The 17,828-nt window shown below is 61.1% G+C and carries 16 protein-coding genes; 12 read left to right on the forward strand and 4 right to left on the reverse strand.

The window, feature by feature from the left end; all coding sequences use genetic code 11:
* Nucleotides 1-49: 49 nt before the first annotated feature.
* Nucleotides 50-1,267: an HlyD family secretion protein gene (locus ELH03_RS18770; RefSeq protein WP_128401493.1), complete on the reverse strand. Its 1,218-nt coding sequence runs from the start codon at nucleotides 1,265-1,267 to the stop codon at nucleotides 50-52.
* Nucleotides 1,268-1,419: 152 nt separating this feature from the next.
* On the opposite strand from ELH03_RS18770, the gene ELH03_RS18775 reads away from it, so the two are divergent.
* The 5 genes from ELH03_RS18775 (at nucleotide 1,420) to lysS (ending at nucleotide 7,241) form a co-directional block, all read left to right on the forward strand.
* Entirely contained in the window at nucleotides 1,420-2,100 is a 681-nt protein-coding gene (locus ELH03_RS18775) for a TetR/AcrR family transcriptional regulator (RefSeq protein WP_128401480.1), read from the forward strand.
* 105 nt (nucleotides 2,101-2,205) lie between these two features.
* On the forward strand, nucleotides 2,206-3,045 hold the full coding sequence (locus ELH03_RS18780; protein ID WP_128401481.1) for an AraC family transcriptional regulator: 840 nt from the start codon (nucleotides 2,206-2,208) through the stop codon (nucleotides 3,043-3,045).
* A 216-nt stretch (nucleotides 3,046-3,261) separates the two neighbouring features.
* On the forward strand, nucleotides 3,262-4,011 hold the full coding sequence (locus ELH03_RS18785; protein WP_018483685.1) for a TerC family protein: 750 nt from the start codon (nucleotides 3,262-3,264) through the stop codon (nucleotides 4,009-4,011).
* Between the two features lie 244 nt (nucleotides 4,012-4,255).
* The gene (gltX, locus tag ELH03_RS18790) at nucleotides 4,256-5,722 is read left to right on the forward strand and encodes a glutamate--tRNA ligase (protein ID WP_128401482.1); all 1,467 of its coding nucleotides are present in this window, start codon (nucleotides 4,256-4,258) and stop codon (nucleotides 5,720-5,722) included.
* Between the two features lie 22 nt (nucleotides 5,723-5,744).
* Nucleotides 5,745-7,241 carry a lysine--tRNA ligase gene (lysS, locus tag ELH03_RS18795; protein WP_128401483.1) on the forward strand — a complete coding sequence of 499 codons (1,497 nt, stop codon included), beginning with the start codon at nucleotides 5,745-5,747 and terminating at the stop codon, nucleotides 7,239-7,241.
* A gap of 167 nt (nucleotides 7,242-7,408) precedes the next feature.
* On the opposite strand, the gene ELH03_RS18800 is transcribed toward lysS, so the two are convergent.
* On the reverse strand, nucleotides 7,409-8,161 hold the full coding sequence (locus ELH03_RS18800) for an SDR family NAD(P)-dependent oxidoreductase (RefSeq protein WP_128401484.1): 753 nt from the start codon (nucleotides 8,159-8,161) through the stop codon (nucleotides 7,409-7,411).
* Between the two features lie 132 nt (nucleotides 8,162-8,293).
* Between ELH03_RS18800 and ELH03_RS18805 the strand changes: the two genes are divergently transcribed.
* Nucleotides 8,294-9,184 carry an AraC family transcriptional regulator gene (locus ELH03_RS18805; RefSeq protein WP_128401485.1) on the forward strand — a complete coding sequence of 297 codons (891 nt, stop codon included), beginning with the start codon at nucleotides 8,294-8,296 and terminating at the stop codon, nucleotides 9,182-9,184.
* A 12-nt stretch (nucleotides 9,185-9,196) separates the two neighbouring features.
* On the opposite strand, the gene ELH03_RS18810 is transcribed toward ELH03_RS18805, so the two are convergent.
* Entirely contained in the window at nucleotides 9,197-9,922 is a 726-nt protein-coding gene (locus ELH03_RS18810; RefSeq protein ID WP_128401486.1) for a hypothetical protein, read from the reverse strand.
* A 179-nt stretch (nucleotides 9,923-10,101) separates the two neighbouring features.
* Here ELH03_RS18810 and ELH03_RS18820 point away from each other — a divergent pair, with 179 nt between their 5' ends.
* The 6 genes from ELH03_RS18820 to ELH03_RS18845 all read left to right on the forward strand — a co-directional run bounded on the left by ELH03_RS18820 (nucleotide 10,102) and on the right by ELH03_RS18845 (nucleotide 16,709).
* On the forward strand, nucleotides 10,102-11,010 hold the full coding sequence (locus tag ELH03_RS18820; protein ID WP_018446011.1) for a LysR family transcriptional regulator: 909 nt from the start codon (nucleotides 10,102-10,104) through the stop codon (nucleotides 11,008-11,010).
* 116 nt (nucleotides 11,011-11,126) lie between these two features.
* Complete coding sequence (locus ELH03_RS18825; RefSeq protein WP_027682820.1) at nucleotides 11,127-12,287, forward strand: ABC transporter substrate-binding protein; 1,161 nt, start codon at nucleotides 11,127-11,129, stop codon at nucleotides 12,285-12,287.
* 233 nt (nucleotides 12,288-12,520) lie between these two features.
* Entirely contained in the window at nucleotides 12,521-13,507 is a 987-nt protein-coding gene (locus ELH03_RS18830; RefSeq protein WP_128401489.1) for an ABC transporter ATP-binding protein, read from the forward strand.
* Nucleotides 13,504-14,466: an ABC transporter permease gene (locus ELH03_RS18835; RefSeq protein ID WP_128401490.1), complete on the forward strand. Its 963-nt coding sequence runs from the start codon at nucleotides 13,504-13,506 to the stop codon at nucleotides 14,464-14,466. The genes ELH03_RS18830 and ELH03_RS18835 overlap by 4 nt, the downstream gene beginning before the upstream one ends.
* Nucleotides 14,456-15,268 (forward strand): ABC transporter permease, encoded by an 813-nt coding sequence (locus tag ELH03_RS18840; RefSeq protein WP_128401491.1) that lies wholly within the window; start codon nucleotides 14,456-14,458, stop codon nucleotides 15,266-15,268. Before ELH03_RS18835 ends, ELH03_RS18840 begins: the two co-directional genes overlap by 11 nt.
* Nucleotides 15,269-15,281: 13 nt before the next feature.
* Nucleotides 15,282-16,709, forward strand: a complete 1,428-nt coding sequence (locus ELH03_RS18845) for a gamma-aminobutyraldehyde dehydrogenase (protein ID WP_128401492.1) — start codon at nucleotides 15,282-15,284, stop codon at nucleotides 16,707-16,709.
* A gap of 437 nt (nucleotides 16,710-17,146) precedes the next feature.
* On the opposite strand, the gene ELH03_RS18865 is transcribed toward ELH03_RS18845, so the two are convergent.
* Complete coding sequence (locus ELH03_RS18865; RefSeq protein WP_130766578.1) at nucleotides 17,147-17,767, reverse strand: YjbE family putative metal transport protein; 621 nt, start codon at nucleotides 17,765-17,767, stop codon at nucleotides 17,147-17,149.
* Nucleotides 17,768-17,828 lie beyond the last annotated feature (61 nt).

Raw genomic sequence — 17,828 nt, forward strand, 5'->3', positions numbered from 1 at the left:
TTCCGGACGCAAAACCGCTGCACACTTTTGCTGGAATTGCTCTGAAGGCTTACTTGCTCGGCGCCGTACGGGTGTCGACGTCGACGACGACGCTGAGGCCCGCGCGCAGACGCCCGCTGTCGAGCGCATCCTGCGGCAGCGCGATGCGCACTGGCACCCGCTGGATCACCTTGGTGAAATTGCCAGTGGCGTTTTCCGGCGGCAGCATCGAAAAGACCGAGCCGGAAGCCGGTGAGATCGATTCGACGGTGCCGACGACCGGATGATCGCTATAGGCATCGACCTGGACGTTGACCTTCGAGCCCGGCACCAGATGCTGGATCTGCGTTTCCTTGAAATTGGCGTCGATATAGAGCTGGCGCACCGGAACGAGTGCCATCAGGCGCTGGCCGGGAGAGACGAGGTCGCCTTCCTGGACGGAGCGGTTGCCGACAATGCCGTCATAAGGCGCCTTGAGCACGGTGAAGGAAAGGTCGCGGACGGCCTTGTCGCGCGAGATTTCCAGCGAACGGACCGAGCCTTCTGCTTCCTTGCGCTGGGCCTGGAGGATGGTGATGTTGGCCTGTGCAGCGGTGATGTTGGCGTCGCCGCCGGCAAGATTGGCCTTGGCCTGGTCGAGGGCGATATTGGCGTTGTCGAGATCGGCGGCGGTGCCGACCGACTTCGCCTGGAGGTCGCTCTGGCGCTTCTGAGTGATCTCGGCACCGCGAACGGCCGCTTCGAGTGCCACCTTCTGCGCCTGCGCCTGCACGAGGCTCGCATTCGCGCCTTCGATCTGCGCGTCGATACGCTGCAGCGAAAGCTGTTCGGTGACGATCTGGGCCTGGGCCAAGTCGAGGGCGTTCTGATAGTCGCCGTTATCAAGCGTGGCAAGCACGTCGCCCGCTTTGACTTCCTGGTTGGCGACAACGTTCACCTTCGCGACGTAGCCCGTGACCTTCGGCGAAATCGTTGCGATATCGCCTTCGATATAGGCGTCGTCGGTCGACACCATGAAGCGGCCGTTCGTCCACCATTCGTAACCATACCAGCCGCCGCCTGCGAGAAGGGCGAGCACGACGATCGGCAGCACCGGGCTGCGGCGCTTCTTTGCAGCCGCAGGTGCGGCGGCGACCGAAGCCGGCGCCGACTGCGCGGGAGCAGAGGGAACTTCGCGGGCTTCCGCCGTCGGAGCTTCTGCAACGGCCGCAACCTCGGCCTTTACCTCTTCGGTCTCGGCGTTTTCGCTGACGATACGCGCGACGTTGCTCTTCTGGTTGCTCGACATAGCCACTTTACCGATCTTGGAGTAAATAATCGAACTGAACGGTTCGGTTCAGTTGACTTAAACCTGTTTTATCGTCATATCAAGATGTATAGAACCAATCGGTTCGATTTCTTTTAAAGAAAATCCGAAACCGTCAACACGGTTAAGAGGACATGACGCTAAAACCCGACCACGCCGCCGTATTCAGCCCTCCCGCTGCCGGAGGCCGATTTGCCGCAGGCGAAGATCCGGCCAAGCGCCAGCAGATCCTCGCCGGCGCCAAGCGCGTCTTTATGAAGATGGGTTTCGACGCCGCCAGCATGAACGACGTGACACGCGAGGCCGGAGTCTCCAAGGGAACGCTCTACGTCTATTTCACCAACAAGGAAGAACTGTTTTCGGCGATGATCGAGACCGAGCGCGCCGCCTTCGTGGCGGCCGTGCGCACAGCACTTGCCGAACATGACGATCCCGAAGCCGGCCTGTACGAATTCGGGATAAGCTTCGTCACCCATATGACCGATGAAAAGGTCATCAATGCGATGCGCACCGTTCTTGGCGTTCGCGACCGCATGCCGGTGCTCTGTCAACGCTTCTTCAAGGGTCCGGAAAACCTGCGCACCATCATGCGCGACTTCCTAGAACGTCACATCGCCGAAGGCAGGTTTGAGATCGACGACATCGATCTCGCCGCCGGCCAGTTTCTCGATCTCGCCAGCGGTAGTTTCTTCAAGCTCCGCCTGTTCGGAAGCATGGAAGAACCGCCGTCTCGCGACGAAATCGAGCGCGTCATCCGCGGCGCGATCCGGGTCTTCATGGCCGCCTACGGCGCGCGCCAGCACGAGACCGCCTGACCGCACCCTTGACCGTCGCGCTCCATCGGCCAAAATCCCGCAATAGCGATCAAATCCGGCTGCCGGCCTTCCTCTAAGGAAGAAGCTGCAACCAGGAGAATGAGGATGAGCGCCGTCGGACGGGCGATCTGGTTCATCGAGAGCCATTTCGAAAGCGATATATCGCTGGAAGAGATATCGGAAGCAGCCGGATTGTCGCGCTACCATCTGTCGCGCGTCTTCGGGCTCGTCACCGGCCACTCGATCAGCAGCTATATAAGAGGGCGGCGCCTCAGCCGTGCCGTGCCCACACTGGTCGGCAGCTCATCCACCATTCTCGAGGTTGCGCTTTGCGCGGGCTACGGCTCGCACGAGGCCTTCACCCGTGCCTTCCGCGACCAGTTCGGCATGACGCCGGATGCGGTGCGCAGACAGGGGCACGCCCGTAACCTTGTCTTGCTGGAGCCAATCAGAATGGACCCCGCCCACCTCAACGACCTCGAACCGCCCCGCTTCGAAACCCTTCAGCCGATGCTGTTTGCCGGCTTGCAGGAGATTTACCCCTATGGCGGCAACGCCGCCATTCCCTCTCTCTGGCAGAAATTCAATGCCCATTTTGGTCATATCTCCGGTCAGAGAGGCAATGTCGCCTATGGCATTTGCACGCATATCGACGGCGAAGCGGAGAAATTCCGCTATATGGCCGCGGTCGAGATCTCCGATGCCGGCGATCTGCCGGGAGATTTTGCAACGCTCAAGCTTCCAGGTCAGCGCTACGTCGTCTTTGCCCATCGCGGCCACGTCTCCGGCATTCCGGCGACGATGAACCGGATTTTTGGCGCATGGTGGCCAACCTCGGGCCTGGAGCACGGCGAGACACCCGACATGTTCGAACGCTACGACGAGCGCTTCGACCCCTATACCGGCATGGGCGTCACCGAAATCTGGTTGCCGATCAGAGCATGATGCCGAAAAGTGCGAGCGGTTTTCGGACGACATCATGCTCTAACTCTTTAATTTAGAACAGGATTCAAATTTAAGGCCGACCCGGCCTTAAATCCTGTTCTAGGGAATAAAAGTCACATCGGTTTCGTATACCCCCTTGCAGCGCTTGCCTGGCAGGCCGGCAACATTACATTGCGAGCGTCATTCACGCATGTGACGCGAAAGGGATATACGCTGATGCAGGAAATCATGACGCTCATTCAGGATCCGGCCGCCTGGGTGGCGCTCATCACGCTGGTGGTGATGGAAGTCGTTCTCGGGATCGACAACCTGATCTTCATTTCCATTCTCACCAACAAACTGCCGCCCGAGCACCGGGAGAAGGCCCGCAAGATCGGTATCGGTCTTGCGCTCGTCATGCGTCTCGTCCTGCTCGGCACCATCGCCTGGATCGTGCAACTGACCGAACCGCTGTTTGAAGCCTTCGGCCACGGCTTCTCCTGGAAGGATCTGATCCTGATTGCCGGTGGTCTGTTCCTCGTCTGGAAGGCCACCAAGGAAATCCACCACACCGTCGACCCGGAAGACCATCAGGAGGATTTTATCGCCAAGTCGACCACGACAGGTTTTGCATCAGCCATCGGCCAGATCCTGCTGCTCGACCTCGTCTTCTCCGTCGACAGCATCATCACCGCCGTCGGCATGACGCCGCATCTGCCGATCATGGTGGTCGCAGTCGTCGCCGCCGTCACCGTCATGCTTGTTGCCGCGACCCCGCTTGCCAACTTCATCGAGAGGAACCCGACGATCGTCATGCTGGCGCTCGCTTTCCTGCTGATGATCGGCACGACGCTGATCGCCGAAGGCATGGGCTTCCATGTGCCGAAGGGCTACGTCTACGCCGCCATGGCCTTCTCGGCGCTGGTCGAGGTGCTGAACATGTTCGCGCGCAATGCCCGCAAACGCAAACGCGACGCCGCCCATTGAGGCTTGGGCAGGAGGGTGCGGCGGAACCGCCGCGCCCTCACGCGCTGCCATCAGGCCTTTGCAGGCGTGGTTTTTCTTGACGCGCCCGGTTGAATATGGCCTAAGGCCAGCCGAACGGACGATCGGCGGATAGTGCGGGCGCATGCCCTTTTCCGGCCGGTTTGCCGATGAAGATATCTGCATCCTTCGGCCGAACGTCGCTTTCCCATGAAAGCCGTCCGGCATTCATTGACGGGCACACACAATGACAGTTTCCGGGACAGCCGCCGGCGTCCGCGTCCGCATCGCTCCCTCGCCGACCGGCGAGCCGCATGTCGGCACGGCTTACATCGCTCTCTTCAATTACCTTTTCGCCAAGAAGCATGGCGGCGAGTTCATCCTGCGCATCGAGGATACCGATGCGACGCGCTCGACCCCGGAATTCGAAACGAAGGTGTTGGACGCACTGAAATGGTGCGGGCTGGAATGGAAGGAAGGCCCTGATATCGGCGGCCCCTACGGCCCCTATCGCCAGTCCGACCGCAAGGAAATGTACCAGCCTTACGGGCAGGAACTGCTGGACAAGAGCCATGCCTTCCGCTGTTTCTGCACGCCCGCGCGGCTGGAGCAGATGCGCGAAACCCAGCGCGCCGCCGGCAAGCCGCCGAAGTACGATGGTCTCTGCCTCAACCTCACGGCCGAGGAAGTCACCTCGCGCATGGCCGCCGGCGAGACGACCGTCATCCGCATGAAGATCCCGGCCGAAGGCTCCTGCGACTTCACGGACGGCGTCTACGGCAATGTCTCCATTCCGTGGGATTCGGTCGACATGCAGGTCCTCATCAAGGCCGACGGCATGCCGACCTATCATATGGCCAACGTCATCGACGACCATCTGATGAAGATCACTCACGTCGCACGCGGCGAAGAATGGCTGGCGTCCGTGCCGAAGCACATCCTTCTCTATCGCTATTTCGACTGGGACCAGCCGGTCTTCATGCACCTGTCGCTGATGCGCAATGCCGACAAGTCGAAGCTGTCGAAGCGCAAGAATCCGACCTCGATCTCCTATTATTCCGCGCTTGGCTACATTCCCGAAGCGTTGATGAACTTCCTCGGTCTGTTCTTCGTCCAGATCGCCGAGGGCGAAGAACTCCTGACGATGGACGAGCTCTCCGAGAAGTTTGATCCTGACAATCTCTCCAAGGCAGGTGCGATCTTTGACATTCAGAAGCTCGATTGGCTGAACGGCCGCTGGATCCGCGAGAAGTTGTCCGAAGAGGAGTTCCAAGCGCGTGTGCTGACCTGGGCGATGGAAAACGACCGCCTGCAGGAAGGCCTGCGCCTGTCGCAGACGCGCATTTCCAAGCTCGGCGAGCTGCCCGATCTCGCCGGGTTCCTGCTGAAGTCCGATCTCGGCCTGCAGCCTTCCGACTTCGCCAAGATCAAGTCACCGCCGGAGGAGATCCTCGAGATCCTCAACACCGTTCAGCCGGATCTCGAAAAGATCCTGGAATGGAACGTCGAGACGATCGAGGCGGAGCTGCGCGCGATCGCCGACCGCATGGGCAAGAAGCTGAAGGTCGTGGTCTCGCCGCTCTTCGTCGCCGTGTCCGGCTCGTCGCGCTCGCTGCCGCTCTTCGATTCCATGGCGATCCTCGGCCGGTCCGTCGTGCGTCAGCGCCTGAAGCTCGCCTCGCAGGCGGTCGCCGCCCTCGTCGGCTCGAAGTAAGAACAGTCAGAGGATTTCGACAATGGCTGACAACAAGACCGAAAACACCCTTTCCTCCGACGCGACGGAAGTGCGCGCCCAGAAGCTGAAGCTGCTGCGCGAGCAGATCGGCGAGGTCTATCCGGCGCATTTCCACCGCACGATGACCAATGCCGAGCTCATCGCGAAATATGAGAACCTGGAACCTGACGTCGAGACGCAGGATGTCGTCACAGTCGCCGGTCGTGTCTACTCGTCGCGCAACTCCGGCATGTTCATGGACATCCACGATGCCGGCGGCAAGATCCAGATTTTCAGTCACAAGGACACGACCCCGGAAGAAGCCCGTGCGCTTCTGCCGATGATCGACATCGGCGACATCATCGGCGTCACCGGTATCGTCCGCCGCACCAAGCGTGGCGAGCTGACGATCAACGCGCAGACGATCACCATGCTGACGAAGTCGCTGCTGCCGATGCCGGAGAAGTGGCACGGTCTCTCCGACATCGAGCTGCGTTATCGCAAGCGCCATCTCGACATCATGACCAACGAGGATTCGAAGCTCCGCTTCCAGCAGCGCTCGAAGATCCTCTCCGGCATCCGCCGCTTCATGGAAAATGACGGCTTCATGGAAGTCGAGACGCCAATGCTTCATTCGGTCTATGGCGGCGCCACCGCCGAGCCGTTCAAGACGCATCACAACACGCTGAAACTCGACATGTACCTGCGCATCGCGCCGGAACTGTTCCTCAAGCGCACGCTGGTCTCGGGGCTGACCGACAAGGTCTTCGAGATCAACCGGAACTTCCGCAACGAAGGCGTTTCCACCCGGCACAATCCCGAATTCACCATGATGGAGTGTTACTGGGCCTATGCCGATTACGAGGACATCATGGACCTCGTCGAGCGGCTGTTCGAGAGCTTGGCGCTCAACATTCACGGCGCGACGGAATTCCCCTTCGGCGACAAGACCATGTCCTTCAAGGGTCCGTTCAAGCGCGTTCCGATGCCCGATGCCGTCAAGGAAGCGACCGGCATCGACTTCCTCGCCATCAAGACCGATGAAGAGGCGCGCGCTGCCGCCAAGGTTGCCGGCTTTGCGGTCGAGAAGGATTGGACCTGGGGCGAATGCCTTGCCTTCATCTTCGAGGAAAAGGTCGAATCCACCCTGATCCAGCCGTCGCATGTCACGCATTTCCCGAAGGACATTTCGCCCTTCGCCAAGGAAGTGCCGGGTGAACCGCGCCTCGTCGAGCGCTTCGAGACCTATTGCAACGCCTGGGAACTCGGCAACGCCTTCTCGGAGCTGAACGATCCCGAAGAGCAGCGCCGCCGCATGGTCGAGCAGCTCGAACTGGCGCATGCCCGCGGCGAAAAGGAAAAGCAGCTGGACGAGGAGTTCCTTGACGCGATCGACCAAGGCATGCCGCCGGCAGGTGGCCTCGGCATCGGCGTCGACCGTCTCATCATGCTTCTGACCAATGCGCCGTCGATCCGCGACGTCATCCTCTTCCCGGCGCGCCGCAACAAAGCCGACTGAGAACCACATTCTTTAAATGAAAAAACGGGGCACCCGAAAGGACGCTCCGTTTTGTTTTAGGCAGACTGGTGAAAAACCGAGCCGATGGACCAAGACACAGTGGTTTGGTCGATCACGGAATGACGTTATTTCGTTGGCTTGTGTTATGACCGAGTTCGTCGTCACGCTTAGATCATGTAGCCGCCGGCGACCTCGATTGTCTGCGCATTGATCCATGCGCCGTCGTCGGACGCGAGCATGGCGATGACGCGGCCGACATCCTCGGCTTCGCCGATACGGCCGAGAGCCGTCTGTGAGGCGAGCAACGCGGCGAACTCCGGGTTCTTGTCCAGCGCGGCGTCGGCAAGATTGGTGCGGATAGGACCGGGCGAGATAGCATTGGCGCGGATCCCGCGATCGCCGAACTCCTTCGCCTGATAGCGGGTCAACGTCTCAAGTCCGGACTTGAGGGCTGCATAGGGCGCAACACCTGCTGTTGCGACGCGAACGGAAGCGCTCGTTACATTGAGGATCACGCCGCCATCGACCATCAGCGGCAGCAAGGTCTGCGTCAGGAAGAACGGCCCTTTCAGGTGGACATTCATCAGAGCGTCGAACTGGTCCGTCGTCACCGTCTCCATGAGATTGAACATGCCGAAACCGGCATTGTTGACGAGGCAGTCAAACGTATTCCGGCCCCAATAAGTGGAAAGCAGCCGTTTCACCTGCCCCGCGAAATCCGGAAAGCTGTCGGCATCACCGACATCGAGGGCAAGCGCAACGGCTTGACCACCTTCCGCCTTGATCTCGGCGATGGCTTCATCCGCACCTGGCTTGTGGCTGTTGTAGGTGAGGATGACACCCATGCCGCGCCTTGCGCATTCCTGCGCTGCCGATTGACCAATGCCACGGCTGCCGCCGGTAATGATTGCGATTTTCATCTCTGTCTCCTTTGCTTCGATGGCCGAAAGCTATGGGAAACAGCCCGCCTGCACTCCGCCGGAAACTGCCTCGTTCTTGCCTATTCCTGCTTCTACCTTGCGTCCTATCATTTGCTGGTTCAGAATTTCGCCATGCAAACAATGCTCGAAGAGATGCGCCGCTTGACGGCCCACGCTGAAAACCGCCCGACGGAAACCGGCATACCCGGCATACTGATGGTCAAGGGGGAGATCCCCGAACACAAGCTCGGCGCCGTTTATGAGCCAATGGTCAACCTGATTCTTGATGGCAGCAAGACGCTGACGATCGCCGGACAGGACTATTATTACGATCCGGCGAGCTACTTCGTGATATCGATCGATGTGCCGGCGACGGGCACAGTGCAGCAGGCAGGTCCCGACCGGCCCTATATCGGCGTCAGCCTATCGCTCGATCCAGCAAGGATCGCAGCGCTTCTCCTGGATCTTCCGCCGCAATCCTATCAGGAGGGACAAAGCGGCGGCTATTCCGTCTGTCGAATGACGCCACAACTTCTGGATGCCTGGCTGAGGATGCTCCAACTCATGGAGCGCTCGCAGGATATTCCTGCCCTTGCCCCGGCCTACGAACGCGAAATCCTCTATCGCGTGCTGCAGGGGCCGCAGGGCTGGATGCTGCGGGATATCGCAGCACCTGACAGTGCCCTGTCGCGGATACGGCTCGCCATCCGCTGGGTTCGCGAGCACTATGCCGAAGCAGTTGAGGTCGAAAAACTCGCCGCCCTCACCGCCATGAGCGTCTCGGCCTTTCATCGCCATTTCAAGGCTGTGACGGCGATGAGCCCGATCCAGTTCCAGAAGAGTATCCGCCTGTTGCAGGCCCGCCAGCTTCTGATTTCCCAATCCGGAAACGCCTCCTCGGTCGCCTATTCCGTGGGCTACGAAAGCGCTTCGCAATTCACCAGGGAATATGCGCGTTTCTTCGGCCGGCCGCCGGCGCGCGACGCCTCGCTGATAAGGGAAAATATCAGGCCTGCCGCCTGATGCTTTTTGGGTTTAGTGCCCGCTCTTGGCTGGCGGCTCCTCTTCGGGAGCGGCTTTTGCTGGAGTGGCCGCATCCTTGGCGGCTTGCTCCACAGCAGACCGCTCCTTAGCCTCCGGCGCTACGCCGTGCCCGCCGGCTGCCTTGCCCTCACCCTTTGTGGAAGCAACCGCGACCGGGTCGACGCAATCCTCGGGATCCTTGAAAGCGGCGCTGATCATGGCGATCTCGTCGAACGGCATCTCTATTCGCTCGCCGAAGAACAGCCCGTTTTCGCTGGCCTTGCCGTCGTAGTAGCGCGCTGTGTAGGACTTGTCGTCGAGGCCGGGAACGGTCTTGTCGGGATGCGGGATATAGACGACATCGGCGCCGATCGCCCGGCCGCGAATGTCGGCGCGCAACGTCGGTCCGTTCTCATCGAGCACCACCACCTGGACCAGATCCGGCTTCTGCGCGGCATAAACAGCCTGAGCGACACGAAGCGCGGTCTTGACGCGCGTCATCCCGTCGGTCGGTTCGGTCTTGATGTATTTGCGCACCCAGACGTGATCCTGCTTCTTGATCGTCACCAGGTTGACATCGCTGCATTCGAGCCCGTAGCCACCACCAGCTGCACCGATCAGCCTGTCCTTGCCGACATAGACCGCCGCGCCGCCGGAAACGCCCGCCAGAAGAGCGACTCCACCGATGATGATTGCCAATTTCCGGGAAGGCCGGAAGATGCGCAGTAAGGCCTTCACGCCAACTGCTCCGCCATCTGAAACTCCAACGCAGGACAAGTGTTGAGAACGCTAAAGAAATGACGTTTCCGAAAGTTTAAGTGGGCGTGTGAAGCCTGCGCCATTTTGAGAAAACACCAAAAAAGGTCCACTTTTTTGGGCCGCTTGCCACGGCCTATTCCGCCATGCTCTAAACGCCCATGGCCTTCACGCTTCGCCAGGTTCAATATTTCGTCGCCGTCGCCGAACAGGGTTCGGTGACGCGAGCGGCACAGAACCTTTCGATCTCGCAATCCTCGGTGACGGAAGCACTAAAGGAGCTCGAAACCGACCTCGGCGTCGAACTCTTCGAGCGCCATCCGCGCGGCCTGACGATCACCCATAACGGCCACCAGTTCCTGCGTCACGCGACGAAGATCCTGGCCTCCGTCTCCGATGCACGGACCAGCTTTTCCGGCCAGCAAAGCGCCCTCTCCGGCACGCTGAACATCGGCGTCACCTCGCTTGTCGCCGGCTACGTCCTCTCCGACCTGCTGGCGCGATATCGGCGCGCCTGTCCGGGCATCGAGGTCAGTGCCATCGAGGACAATGGTGGTTACCTCGAACATCTCCTGGTCGGCGGCGAGCTTGATGTCGCCGTCATGGTGATTTCCAACCTGCGCGACCGGATGGCGCTGCAGGCGGAGATCCTGGAAACCTCGCCCTATCGACTATGGCTGCCGATGGGCCATCCGCTGGTTTCGGCCGACATCATCTCGGTCGCCGACATCGCCCGCGAACCGCTGATCATGCTGACGGTCGACGAAATCGAGGAGAACACCGGCAAGCTGCTCTCAGCCCTCGGCGCCCGCCCGCATGTCGCCTTCCGCACCCGCTCGGTGGAGGCGGTGCGCAGCCTGGTTGCAACAGGAGCCGGCGTGGCCCTGCTTCCCGATCTCGTCTACCGACCATGGTCGCTGGAAGGCGACCGCATCGAGAGCCGCGACGTCTCCGGTTCGCTGCCGGTCGTGCAGGTCGGCATGGTCTGGCGCAAGGGCTCCAGCCTGCCGCAGGCGGCGCGCGACTTCGTCGGTATCGCCGAAACCTTAAGATCCGGCCGCATCCGCTGATATCGGAATTTCCGATACCGTCTTTCTGATAAATGAATTTGCGAAAGCGGCTTTTTCGCGTCACCTTTTCATCCGGGAACAAACCGCCACAGAAGTGGCAAACCGGGAGACGGATGATGACGAATCTGTTGAAATCCTGCACGGCAGCGCTCGCCTGCCTGAGCTTCGCGACGCAGGTGATCGCCGCCGAACCGCTGAAGGCGCTCGGCAAGGGCGAAGGTGCGGTCAGCATTGTCGCCTGGGCCGGCTATATCGAACGCGGCGAAACCGACAAGAACTACGACTGGGTCACGGATTTCGAAAAGGAGACCGGCTGCAAGGTTTCCGTCAAGACCGCCGCCACTTCGGATGAAATGGTATCGCTGATGAACGAAGGGGGCTTCGATCTCGTCACGGCATCGGGCGACGCCTCGCTCCGTCTCATCGCCGGCAAGCGTGTCCAGCCGATCAACACCGATCTGATCCCGAGCTTCAAGACCGTCGACGAGCGTCTGCAGAACGGTCCGTGGTATACGGTCGGCGGCGTGCATTACGGCGTCCCCTATCTCTGGGGGCCGAATGTGCTGATGTACAATACCGATGCCTTCAAGGACAAGGCGCCGACCAGCTGGAACGTCGTCTTCGAGGAGCAGACACTGCCCGACGGCAAGTCCAACAAGGGCCGCGTCCAGGCCTATGACGGCGCGATCTACATCGCCGATGCCGCCATGTACCTGATGGCCCACAAGCCGGATCTCGGCATCAAGGATCCCTACGAGCTGAACGAGGACCAGTACAAGGCCGCCCTCGACCTCTTGCGCGGCCAGCGCAAGCTCGTCTCCCGCTACTGGCACGATGCGATGATCCAGATCGACGATTTCAAGAACGAAGGTGTCGTCGCCTCTGGCTCCTGGCCCTTCCAGGTGAACCTGCTGCAAGCCGACAAGCAGAAGATCGCCTCCACCTTCCCGGATGAAGGCGTCACCGGCTGGGCAGACACCACCATGCTGCATGCCGACAGCGAACATCCGAACTGCGCCTATATGTGGATGGAACATTCGCTGAAGGCCAAGGTCCAGGGCGACGCCGCCGCCTGGTTCGGCGCCGTGCCCTCCGTTCCCGCGGCCTGTAAGGGCAATGAACTGATGGGTGACAGCGGCTGCGCCACCAACGGCTTCGATCACTTCGACAAGATCAAGTTCTGGAAAACCCCGGTCGCCAAATGCACGACGCAGGGCGAGTGCGTGCCCTATCATCGCTGGGTGTCGGATTATATCGGCGTGATCGGCGGACGATAACTTGCGTTCTCACTGAGGGGACTGTTGTAGCGTAGGACCCCTTCCCAACCCCTCCCCACAAGGGGGAGGGGCTTCAGCGGCGCCGCCTCGTCCCTGCTGTATGCAGCAGTAAGGTTGTATCCGGAGGGTGCCGCAGGTTAAGTCCCTCCCCCTTTCTGGGGAGGGGTTGGGGAGGAGTTTTTGCGTCTGCAAGAATCTCACCCGTTCAGTGCATCCCAAGAACCGGAGCCCCCATGACGTCAGCCGTCCGTTTCCAGCAGGTATCGCGCCATTTTGGCCAGGTTCGCGCCGTCGACGGCGTCGATCTCGAGATCGCGCCCGGCGAATTCTTTGCCATGCTCGGGCCATCCGGCTCCGGCAAGACGACGTGCCTGAGATTGATCGCCGGCTTCGAGCAACCAACCGCGGGCCATATCCAGATCTTCGGCGAAACGGCCGACGGCATTCCGCCCTATCGCCGTAACGTCAACACCGTGTTTCAGGACTACGCACTCTTTCCGCATCTCAATATCCTCGACAATGTTGCCTATGGGCTGATGGTCAAAGGCATCGGCAAGGCGGAGCGGATGAAGGCGGCAGGCGATGCCCTCGAACTCGTCAAGCTGCCGGGCTACGGCGCCCGCCGCCCCGGTCAGCTGTCCGGTGGCCAGCGGCAGCGCGTGGCGCTCGCCCGCGCGCTCGTCAACAAGCCGAAGGTGCTGCTGCTCGACGAGCCGCTCGGCGCGCTCGACCTGAAGCTGCGCGAGCAGATGCAGGAAGAATTGAAGAGCCTGCAGCGCGCGCTCGGCATCACCTTCGTCTTCGTCACCCACGATCAGGGCGAGGCCCTGTCCATGGCCGACCGCGTCGCCGTCTTCAACGACGGCAACATCGTCCAGGAGGGGACGCCGCAGGATATCTACCGCCGCCCGAAGAACCGCTTCGTCGCCGATTTCGTCGGCTCGTCGAACGTCATCGCACCTGATCTGATGGCCTCGCTCGGCGGCGAAAAGCGCTGGGCAAGCCTCCGCCCAGAGGCGATCCGGCTTGCGAGCGACGGCGTCGAGGCCCAGGTCGACAATGCAAGCTTCCTCGGAGCAGCCACGCGCCTCACCGTTGGCCTCAAGGGTGCGCGGCTGCATGTGATGCTGCCGGCGGGAGTTGATGTACCGATTATCGGCGCTGGCATCCACCTCGCCTGGCAGCCCGCCGATATCCACTACATGGATGACGCGGCATGACGGTGCTCACCATATCAAGCGGCGCGACATCGATCCTGCCCAGACGCGGCGGGTTCTTCGGCCGGCTGTCGGATGCTTTCTGGCGGCACCCGAAGCTGCTGCTCTTCCTGATGCTGACGCCGCCGCTGCTCTGGCTCGGCATCATCTATATCGGCTCGCTGATCGCCCTGCTTCTGCAGAGCTTTTTCTCGATCGACGATTTCTCCGGACTGGTGAATTACGAATTCACCCTTTCGACCTATGCGCAGCTTCTGAACCCGACGAATTTCGACATCATCATCCGCACTTTCGTCATGGCAGCGCTGGTGACCATCGCTTCCGCCTTGATCGCCTTCCCGATCGCCTACTACACAGCGCGTTATGCGCAAGGCAAATGGAAGGCGCTTTTCTATCTCGGCATCATGCTGCCGCTCTGGTCGAGTTATCTCGTCAAGATCTACGCCTGGAAGCTGATCCTCGCCAAGGAAGGCATTCTCACCTGGATCTTCGAGAAGCTCTATCTGTCCTGGCTGCTCGACGGCATTCTGAACCTGCCCGTCATCGGCGGCAATTCGCTGTCGGTCAGCTACCTCGGCACCTTCATCGTCTTCGTCTATATCTGGCTGCCCTATATGATCCTGCCGACACAGGCGGCCCTCGAGCGGGTGCCCGGCAACCTGATCGAGGCCTCGTCGGATCTCGGCGCCACGCCGCGCCAGACCTTCCGCACCGTGCTCCTGCCGCTGGCCTTGCCCGGCATCGTCGCCGGCTCGATCTTCACCTTCTCGCTGACATTGGGCGATTACATCATCCCGCAAATCATCGGCTCGTCGAGGCTCTTCATCGGCCAGGCGGTCTATACCCAGCAGGGAACGGCCGGCAATGTGCCGCTGGCGGCCGCCTTCTCCGTCGTGCCGATCGTCATCATGGCGCTCTATCTCTGGCTCGCCAAGAAACAGGGGGCCTTCGATGCGCTCTGACCAGAAGACATCGCCGCTTGCCCTGAAGATCGCCGCCGCCGGCGGGCTGCTCTTCCTGCATCTGCCGATCCTGTTGATCTTCGTCTATGCCTTCACGACGGAGGAGAAGAGCTATCAATGGCCGCCGCCCGGGCTGACGCTGCAGTGGTTTGCCGTCGCCTGGAACCGGCCTGATGTCTGGTCGGCGCTTGGCCTTTCCGTGCAGGTCGCCGTCATCGCCACGGCGATTGCGCTGGTGCTCGGCACGCTCTGCGCCGCAGCCGTCAGCCAGACGAAATTCTTCGGCCGCGAGGCGATCTCGCTGCTGGTCATCCTGCCGATCGCCCTTCCCGGCATCATCACCGGCATTGCCCTACGCTCCGCCTTCAGTCTGTTCGACATCCCGTTTTCGGTCTGGACCATCGTGCTCGGCCACGCCACCTTCTGCGTGGTTGTCGTCTACAACAATGCGGTCGCCCGCTTCCGCCGCACCTCCGGCTCGCTGATCGAGGCCTCGATGGATCTCGGCGCCGACGGCTTCCAGACCTTCCGTCATGTCATCCTGCCGAATATCGGCACCGCCCTTCTTGCCGGCGGCATGCTTGCCTTCGCCCTGTCTTTCGACGAGGTCATCGTCACCACCTTCACCGGCGGCCAGCAATCGACCTTGCCGATCTGGATGCTCGAAGAACTCATCCGCCCGCGCCAGCGCCCTGTCACCAATGTGGTCGCCATGGTCGTCGTGCTCGTCACCTTCCTGCCGATCCTGGCAGCCTATTACCTCACCCGCGATGGCGACCAGATCGCCGGCGCTGGCAAATAAAAGGGAGAACATCATGGATATCCAAATGCTGATCGGTTCCCGCTTCGAAAGAGGCACGGAGACGGAAGAGCACATCCTGAACCCGAAGACGGGCGAGACAGTGATCGACCTTCCGGAAGCCTCGCTCTCCCAGGTCGATGCTGCCGTCGATGCCGCCGAAAAAGCCTTCACAAGCTGGTCGCAGACGACGCCTGGCGAGCGTTCCGGCTACCTGCTGAAGATCGCCGACGCGATCGAGAAGGATGCCGTCGGCTTCGCCACGCTGGAGGCGCTGAACTGCGGCAAGCCGATCAATGCCGTGCTGAACGACGAAATCCCGGCGATCGTCGATTGTTATCGCTTCTTCGCCGGCGCCGTGCGCAACCTGCACGCACCGGCGGCCGGTGAATATCTGCCCGGCCACACCTCGATGATCCGCCGCGATCCGATCGGCATCGTCGGCTCGATCGCGCCGTGGAACTATCCGCTGATGATGATGGCCTGGAAGCTGGCACCGGCCATTGCCGGCGGCAATACCGTCGTCTTCAAGCCTTCGGAGCAGACGCCGCTGACGGCGCTGAAAATGGCCAAGCTGCTCTCCGAAATCCTTCCCGAAGGCGTCGTCAACGTCATCCTCGGCCGTGGCGAAAGTGTCGGCAACGCCCTGATCAATCATGCCAAGATCGGCATGGTCTCGATCACCGGCGATGTCGCAACCGGCAAGAAGGTGCTGCAGGCCGCTGCCAAGACGGTCAAGCGGACCCATCTGGAACTCGGCGGCAAGGCCCCGGTCATCGTCTTCGACGATGCCGATATCGATGCCGTCGTCGCAGGCATCCGCACCTTCGGCTATTACAATGCTGGCCAGGATTGCACGGCCGCCTGTCGCATCTATGCCGATGCCAAGGTCTACGACAATTTCGTCGCCGACCTCTCCTCAGCCGTATCGAGCATCCGCTTCAACCAGGCCGACGATACCGAAAACGAGATCGGCCCGCTGATCTCCAGGCGCCAGCGCGACCGCGTCGAGAGCTTCGTCGCCCGTGCTTCCGAGCACAAGCACATGGAGATCACCGCCGGCGGCAAGGTCTCCGGCGACAAGGGCTTCTTCTTCACGCCGACGGTCATTGCAGGCGCCCTGCAGGACGACGAGATCGTCCGCCGCGAGGTCTTCGGCCCGGTCGTCTCGGTCACCCGCTTCTCCGATGCCGATGATGCCGTTTCCTGGGCAAACGATAGCGATTACGGCCTTGCCTCCTCCGTCTGGACCAAGGATATCGGCCGCGGCATGAAGACCGCTGCCCGCCTGCAATATGGCTGCACCTGGATCAACACACATTTCATGCTGGTCAACGAGATGCCGCATGGCGGCCTCAAACAGTCGGGCTACGGCAAGGACATGTCGGTCTACGCACTGGAGGACTACACCGCCGTACGCCACGTGATGATCAATCACGGCTGACCGGCGAAAGATATCCCATGGATATGAAGCGCGCCTCGGGCCGACCGACTGCTCGACGGCGACATCCGCATCATCGACCGCGAACTCGCTTTCGGCAGCCAGGAGGAGACCGGCCTGTTGCCGCTGCATCTAGAGCCTTTCCGGGTTAGATTGAAGCATTCTGCCGGAGCAGGTTTTCGTCAGGGCAAAGGCGATTGGCGACGGGCATACCCCAAGGTACGTCCGAGCCGATCGCCTTTGATCCTGGCGCAAAGATGCCCGGCCCTTCGGGTTGGCTGAAACGGGCCGGCTGATCGACCGGCCGGCTTGGCCGTAGAGCATGGCTACGACGCGCGCCGGCCGGTCGACCATCCGACTCCGTTTCAGCCAACAGAATGCTGCAATCTAACCCGGAAAGGCTCTAGGCGGTTCTCGGCGGTGGCGCCTGCCGGAATATCTCAGGCCGTGTGGCCGTAAAGCGCCAGCAATTGTCCGCCGCCGCTCCAGATCATGTCGAGCGCGACATAGACGATGATCGCAAGGCCGATCCAGCCGATCCACCTGAAGCGATTGAGCAGCTTGCCGACGAAATTCGACGCGACGCCCATCAGCAGCGCCGAAAGGATGAGGCCGAAGATCAGCGCGTTGATGTTCTCTTTCGCGGCGCCGGCGACGGCGAGCACATTGTCCAGCGACATCGAAACGTCGGCGAAGATGATCTGGCCGATTGCATGCCGGAAGAGCTTCGGCTTGATGTGGGAGACGTCGCCGGCATGCGCCTGCTCCTCGTCCGCCGAGAGCAACTCGCGGCCCATCGTCCAGCAGATCCACAGCAGCATCAGGCCGCCGACAAGCGTGATGCCGGTGATGGCAAGAAGCCTGGCGGCGATGACGGCGAAGACGATGCGGATGACGGCGGCCGCGGCGATACCGACAGCGATCGCCTTGCCGCGCAGCTCGCTGACGAGACCGGCAGCGGCCATGCCGATGACGATGACATTGTCTCCCGACAGCAGGAGATTGATCATGATGACTTCGAAATAAGCGGAAATCGTATGCTGGTCCGGAAAAGCTGGCATGATGACAGAGCTTTCATCGACGGGGCAAATCGATAGTCCCTTGAAACAGATCCTACAGGCT

This window comes from Rhizobium beringeri, assembly GCF_004306515.1.
In the GTDB taxonomy this organism is placed as follows: domain Bacteria; phylum Pseudomonadota; class Alphaproteobacteria; order Rhizobiales; family Rhizobiaceae; genus Rhizobium; species Rhizobium beringeri.

What these genes read in the sequence shown, in the direction of transcription:
- ELH03_RS18770 (WP_128401493.1), bottom strand. Translation starts at nt 1,267, where the DNA reads ATGTCGAGCAACCAGAAGAGCAACGTCGCGCGTATCGTCAGCGAAAAC.
- ELH03_RS18775 (WP_128401480.1), top strand. Translation starts at nt 1,420, where the DNA reads ATGACGCTAAAACCCGACCACGCCGCCGTATTCAGCCCTCCCGCTGCC.
- ELH03_RS18780 (WP_128401481.1), top strand. Translation starts at nt 2,206, where the DNA reads ATGAGCGCCGTCGGACGGGCGATCTGGTTCATCGAGAGCCATTTCGAA.
- ELH03_RS18785 (WP_018483685.1), top strand. Translation starts at nt 3,262, where the DNA reads ATGCAGGAAATCATGACGCTCATTCAGGATCCGGCCGCCTGGGTGGCG.
- gltX (WP_128401482.1), top strand. Translation starts at nt 4,256, where the DNA reads ATGACAGTTTCCGGGACAGCCGCCGGCGTCCGCGTCCGCATCGCTCCC.
- lysS (WP_128401483.1), top strand. Translation starts at nt 5,745, where the DNA reads ATGGCTGACAACAAGACCGAAAACACCCTTTCCTCCGACGCGACGGAA.
- ELH03_RS18800 (WP_128401484.1), bottom strand. Translation starts at nt 8,161, where the DNA reads ATGAAAATCGCAATCATTACCGGCGGCAGCCGTGGCATTGGTCAATCG.
- ELH03_RS18805 (WP_128401485.1), top strand. Translation starts at nt 8,294, where the DNA reads ATGCAAACAATGCTCGAAGAGATGCGCCGCTTGACGGCCCACGCTGAA.
- ELH03_RS18820 (WP_018446011.1), top strand. Translation starts at nt 10,102, where the DNA reads ATGGCCTTCACGCTTCGCCAGGTTCAATATTTCGTCGCCGTCGCCGAA.
- ELH03_RS18825 (WP_027682820.1), top strand. Translation starts at nt 11,127, where the DNA reads ATGACGAATCTGTTGAAATCCTGCACGGCAGCGCTCGCCTGCCTGAGC.
- ELH03_RS18830 (WP_128401489.1), top strand. Translation starts at nt 12,521, where the DNA reads ATGACGTCAGCCGTCCGTTTCCAGCAGGTATCGCGCCATTTTGGCCAG.
- ELH03_RS18835 (WP_128401490.1), top strand. Translation starts at nt 13,504, where the DNA reads ATGACGGTGCTCACCATATCAAGCGGCGCGACATCGATCCTGCCCAGA.
- ELH03_RS18840 (WP_128401491.1), top strand. Translation starts at nt 14,456, where the DNA reads ATGCGCTCTGACCAGAAGACATCGCCGCTTGCCCTGAAGATCGCCGCC.
- ELH03_RS18845 (WP_128401492.1), top strand. Translation starts at nt 15,282, where the DNA reads ATGGATATCCAAATGCTGATCGGTTCCCGCTTCGAAAGAGGCACGGAG.
- ELH03_RS18865 (WP_130766578.1), bottom strand. Translation starts at nt 17,767, where the DNA reads ATGCCAGCTTTTCCGGACCAGCATACGATTTCCGCTTATTTCGAAGTC.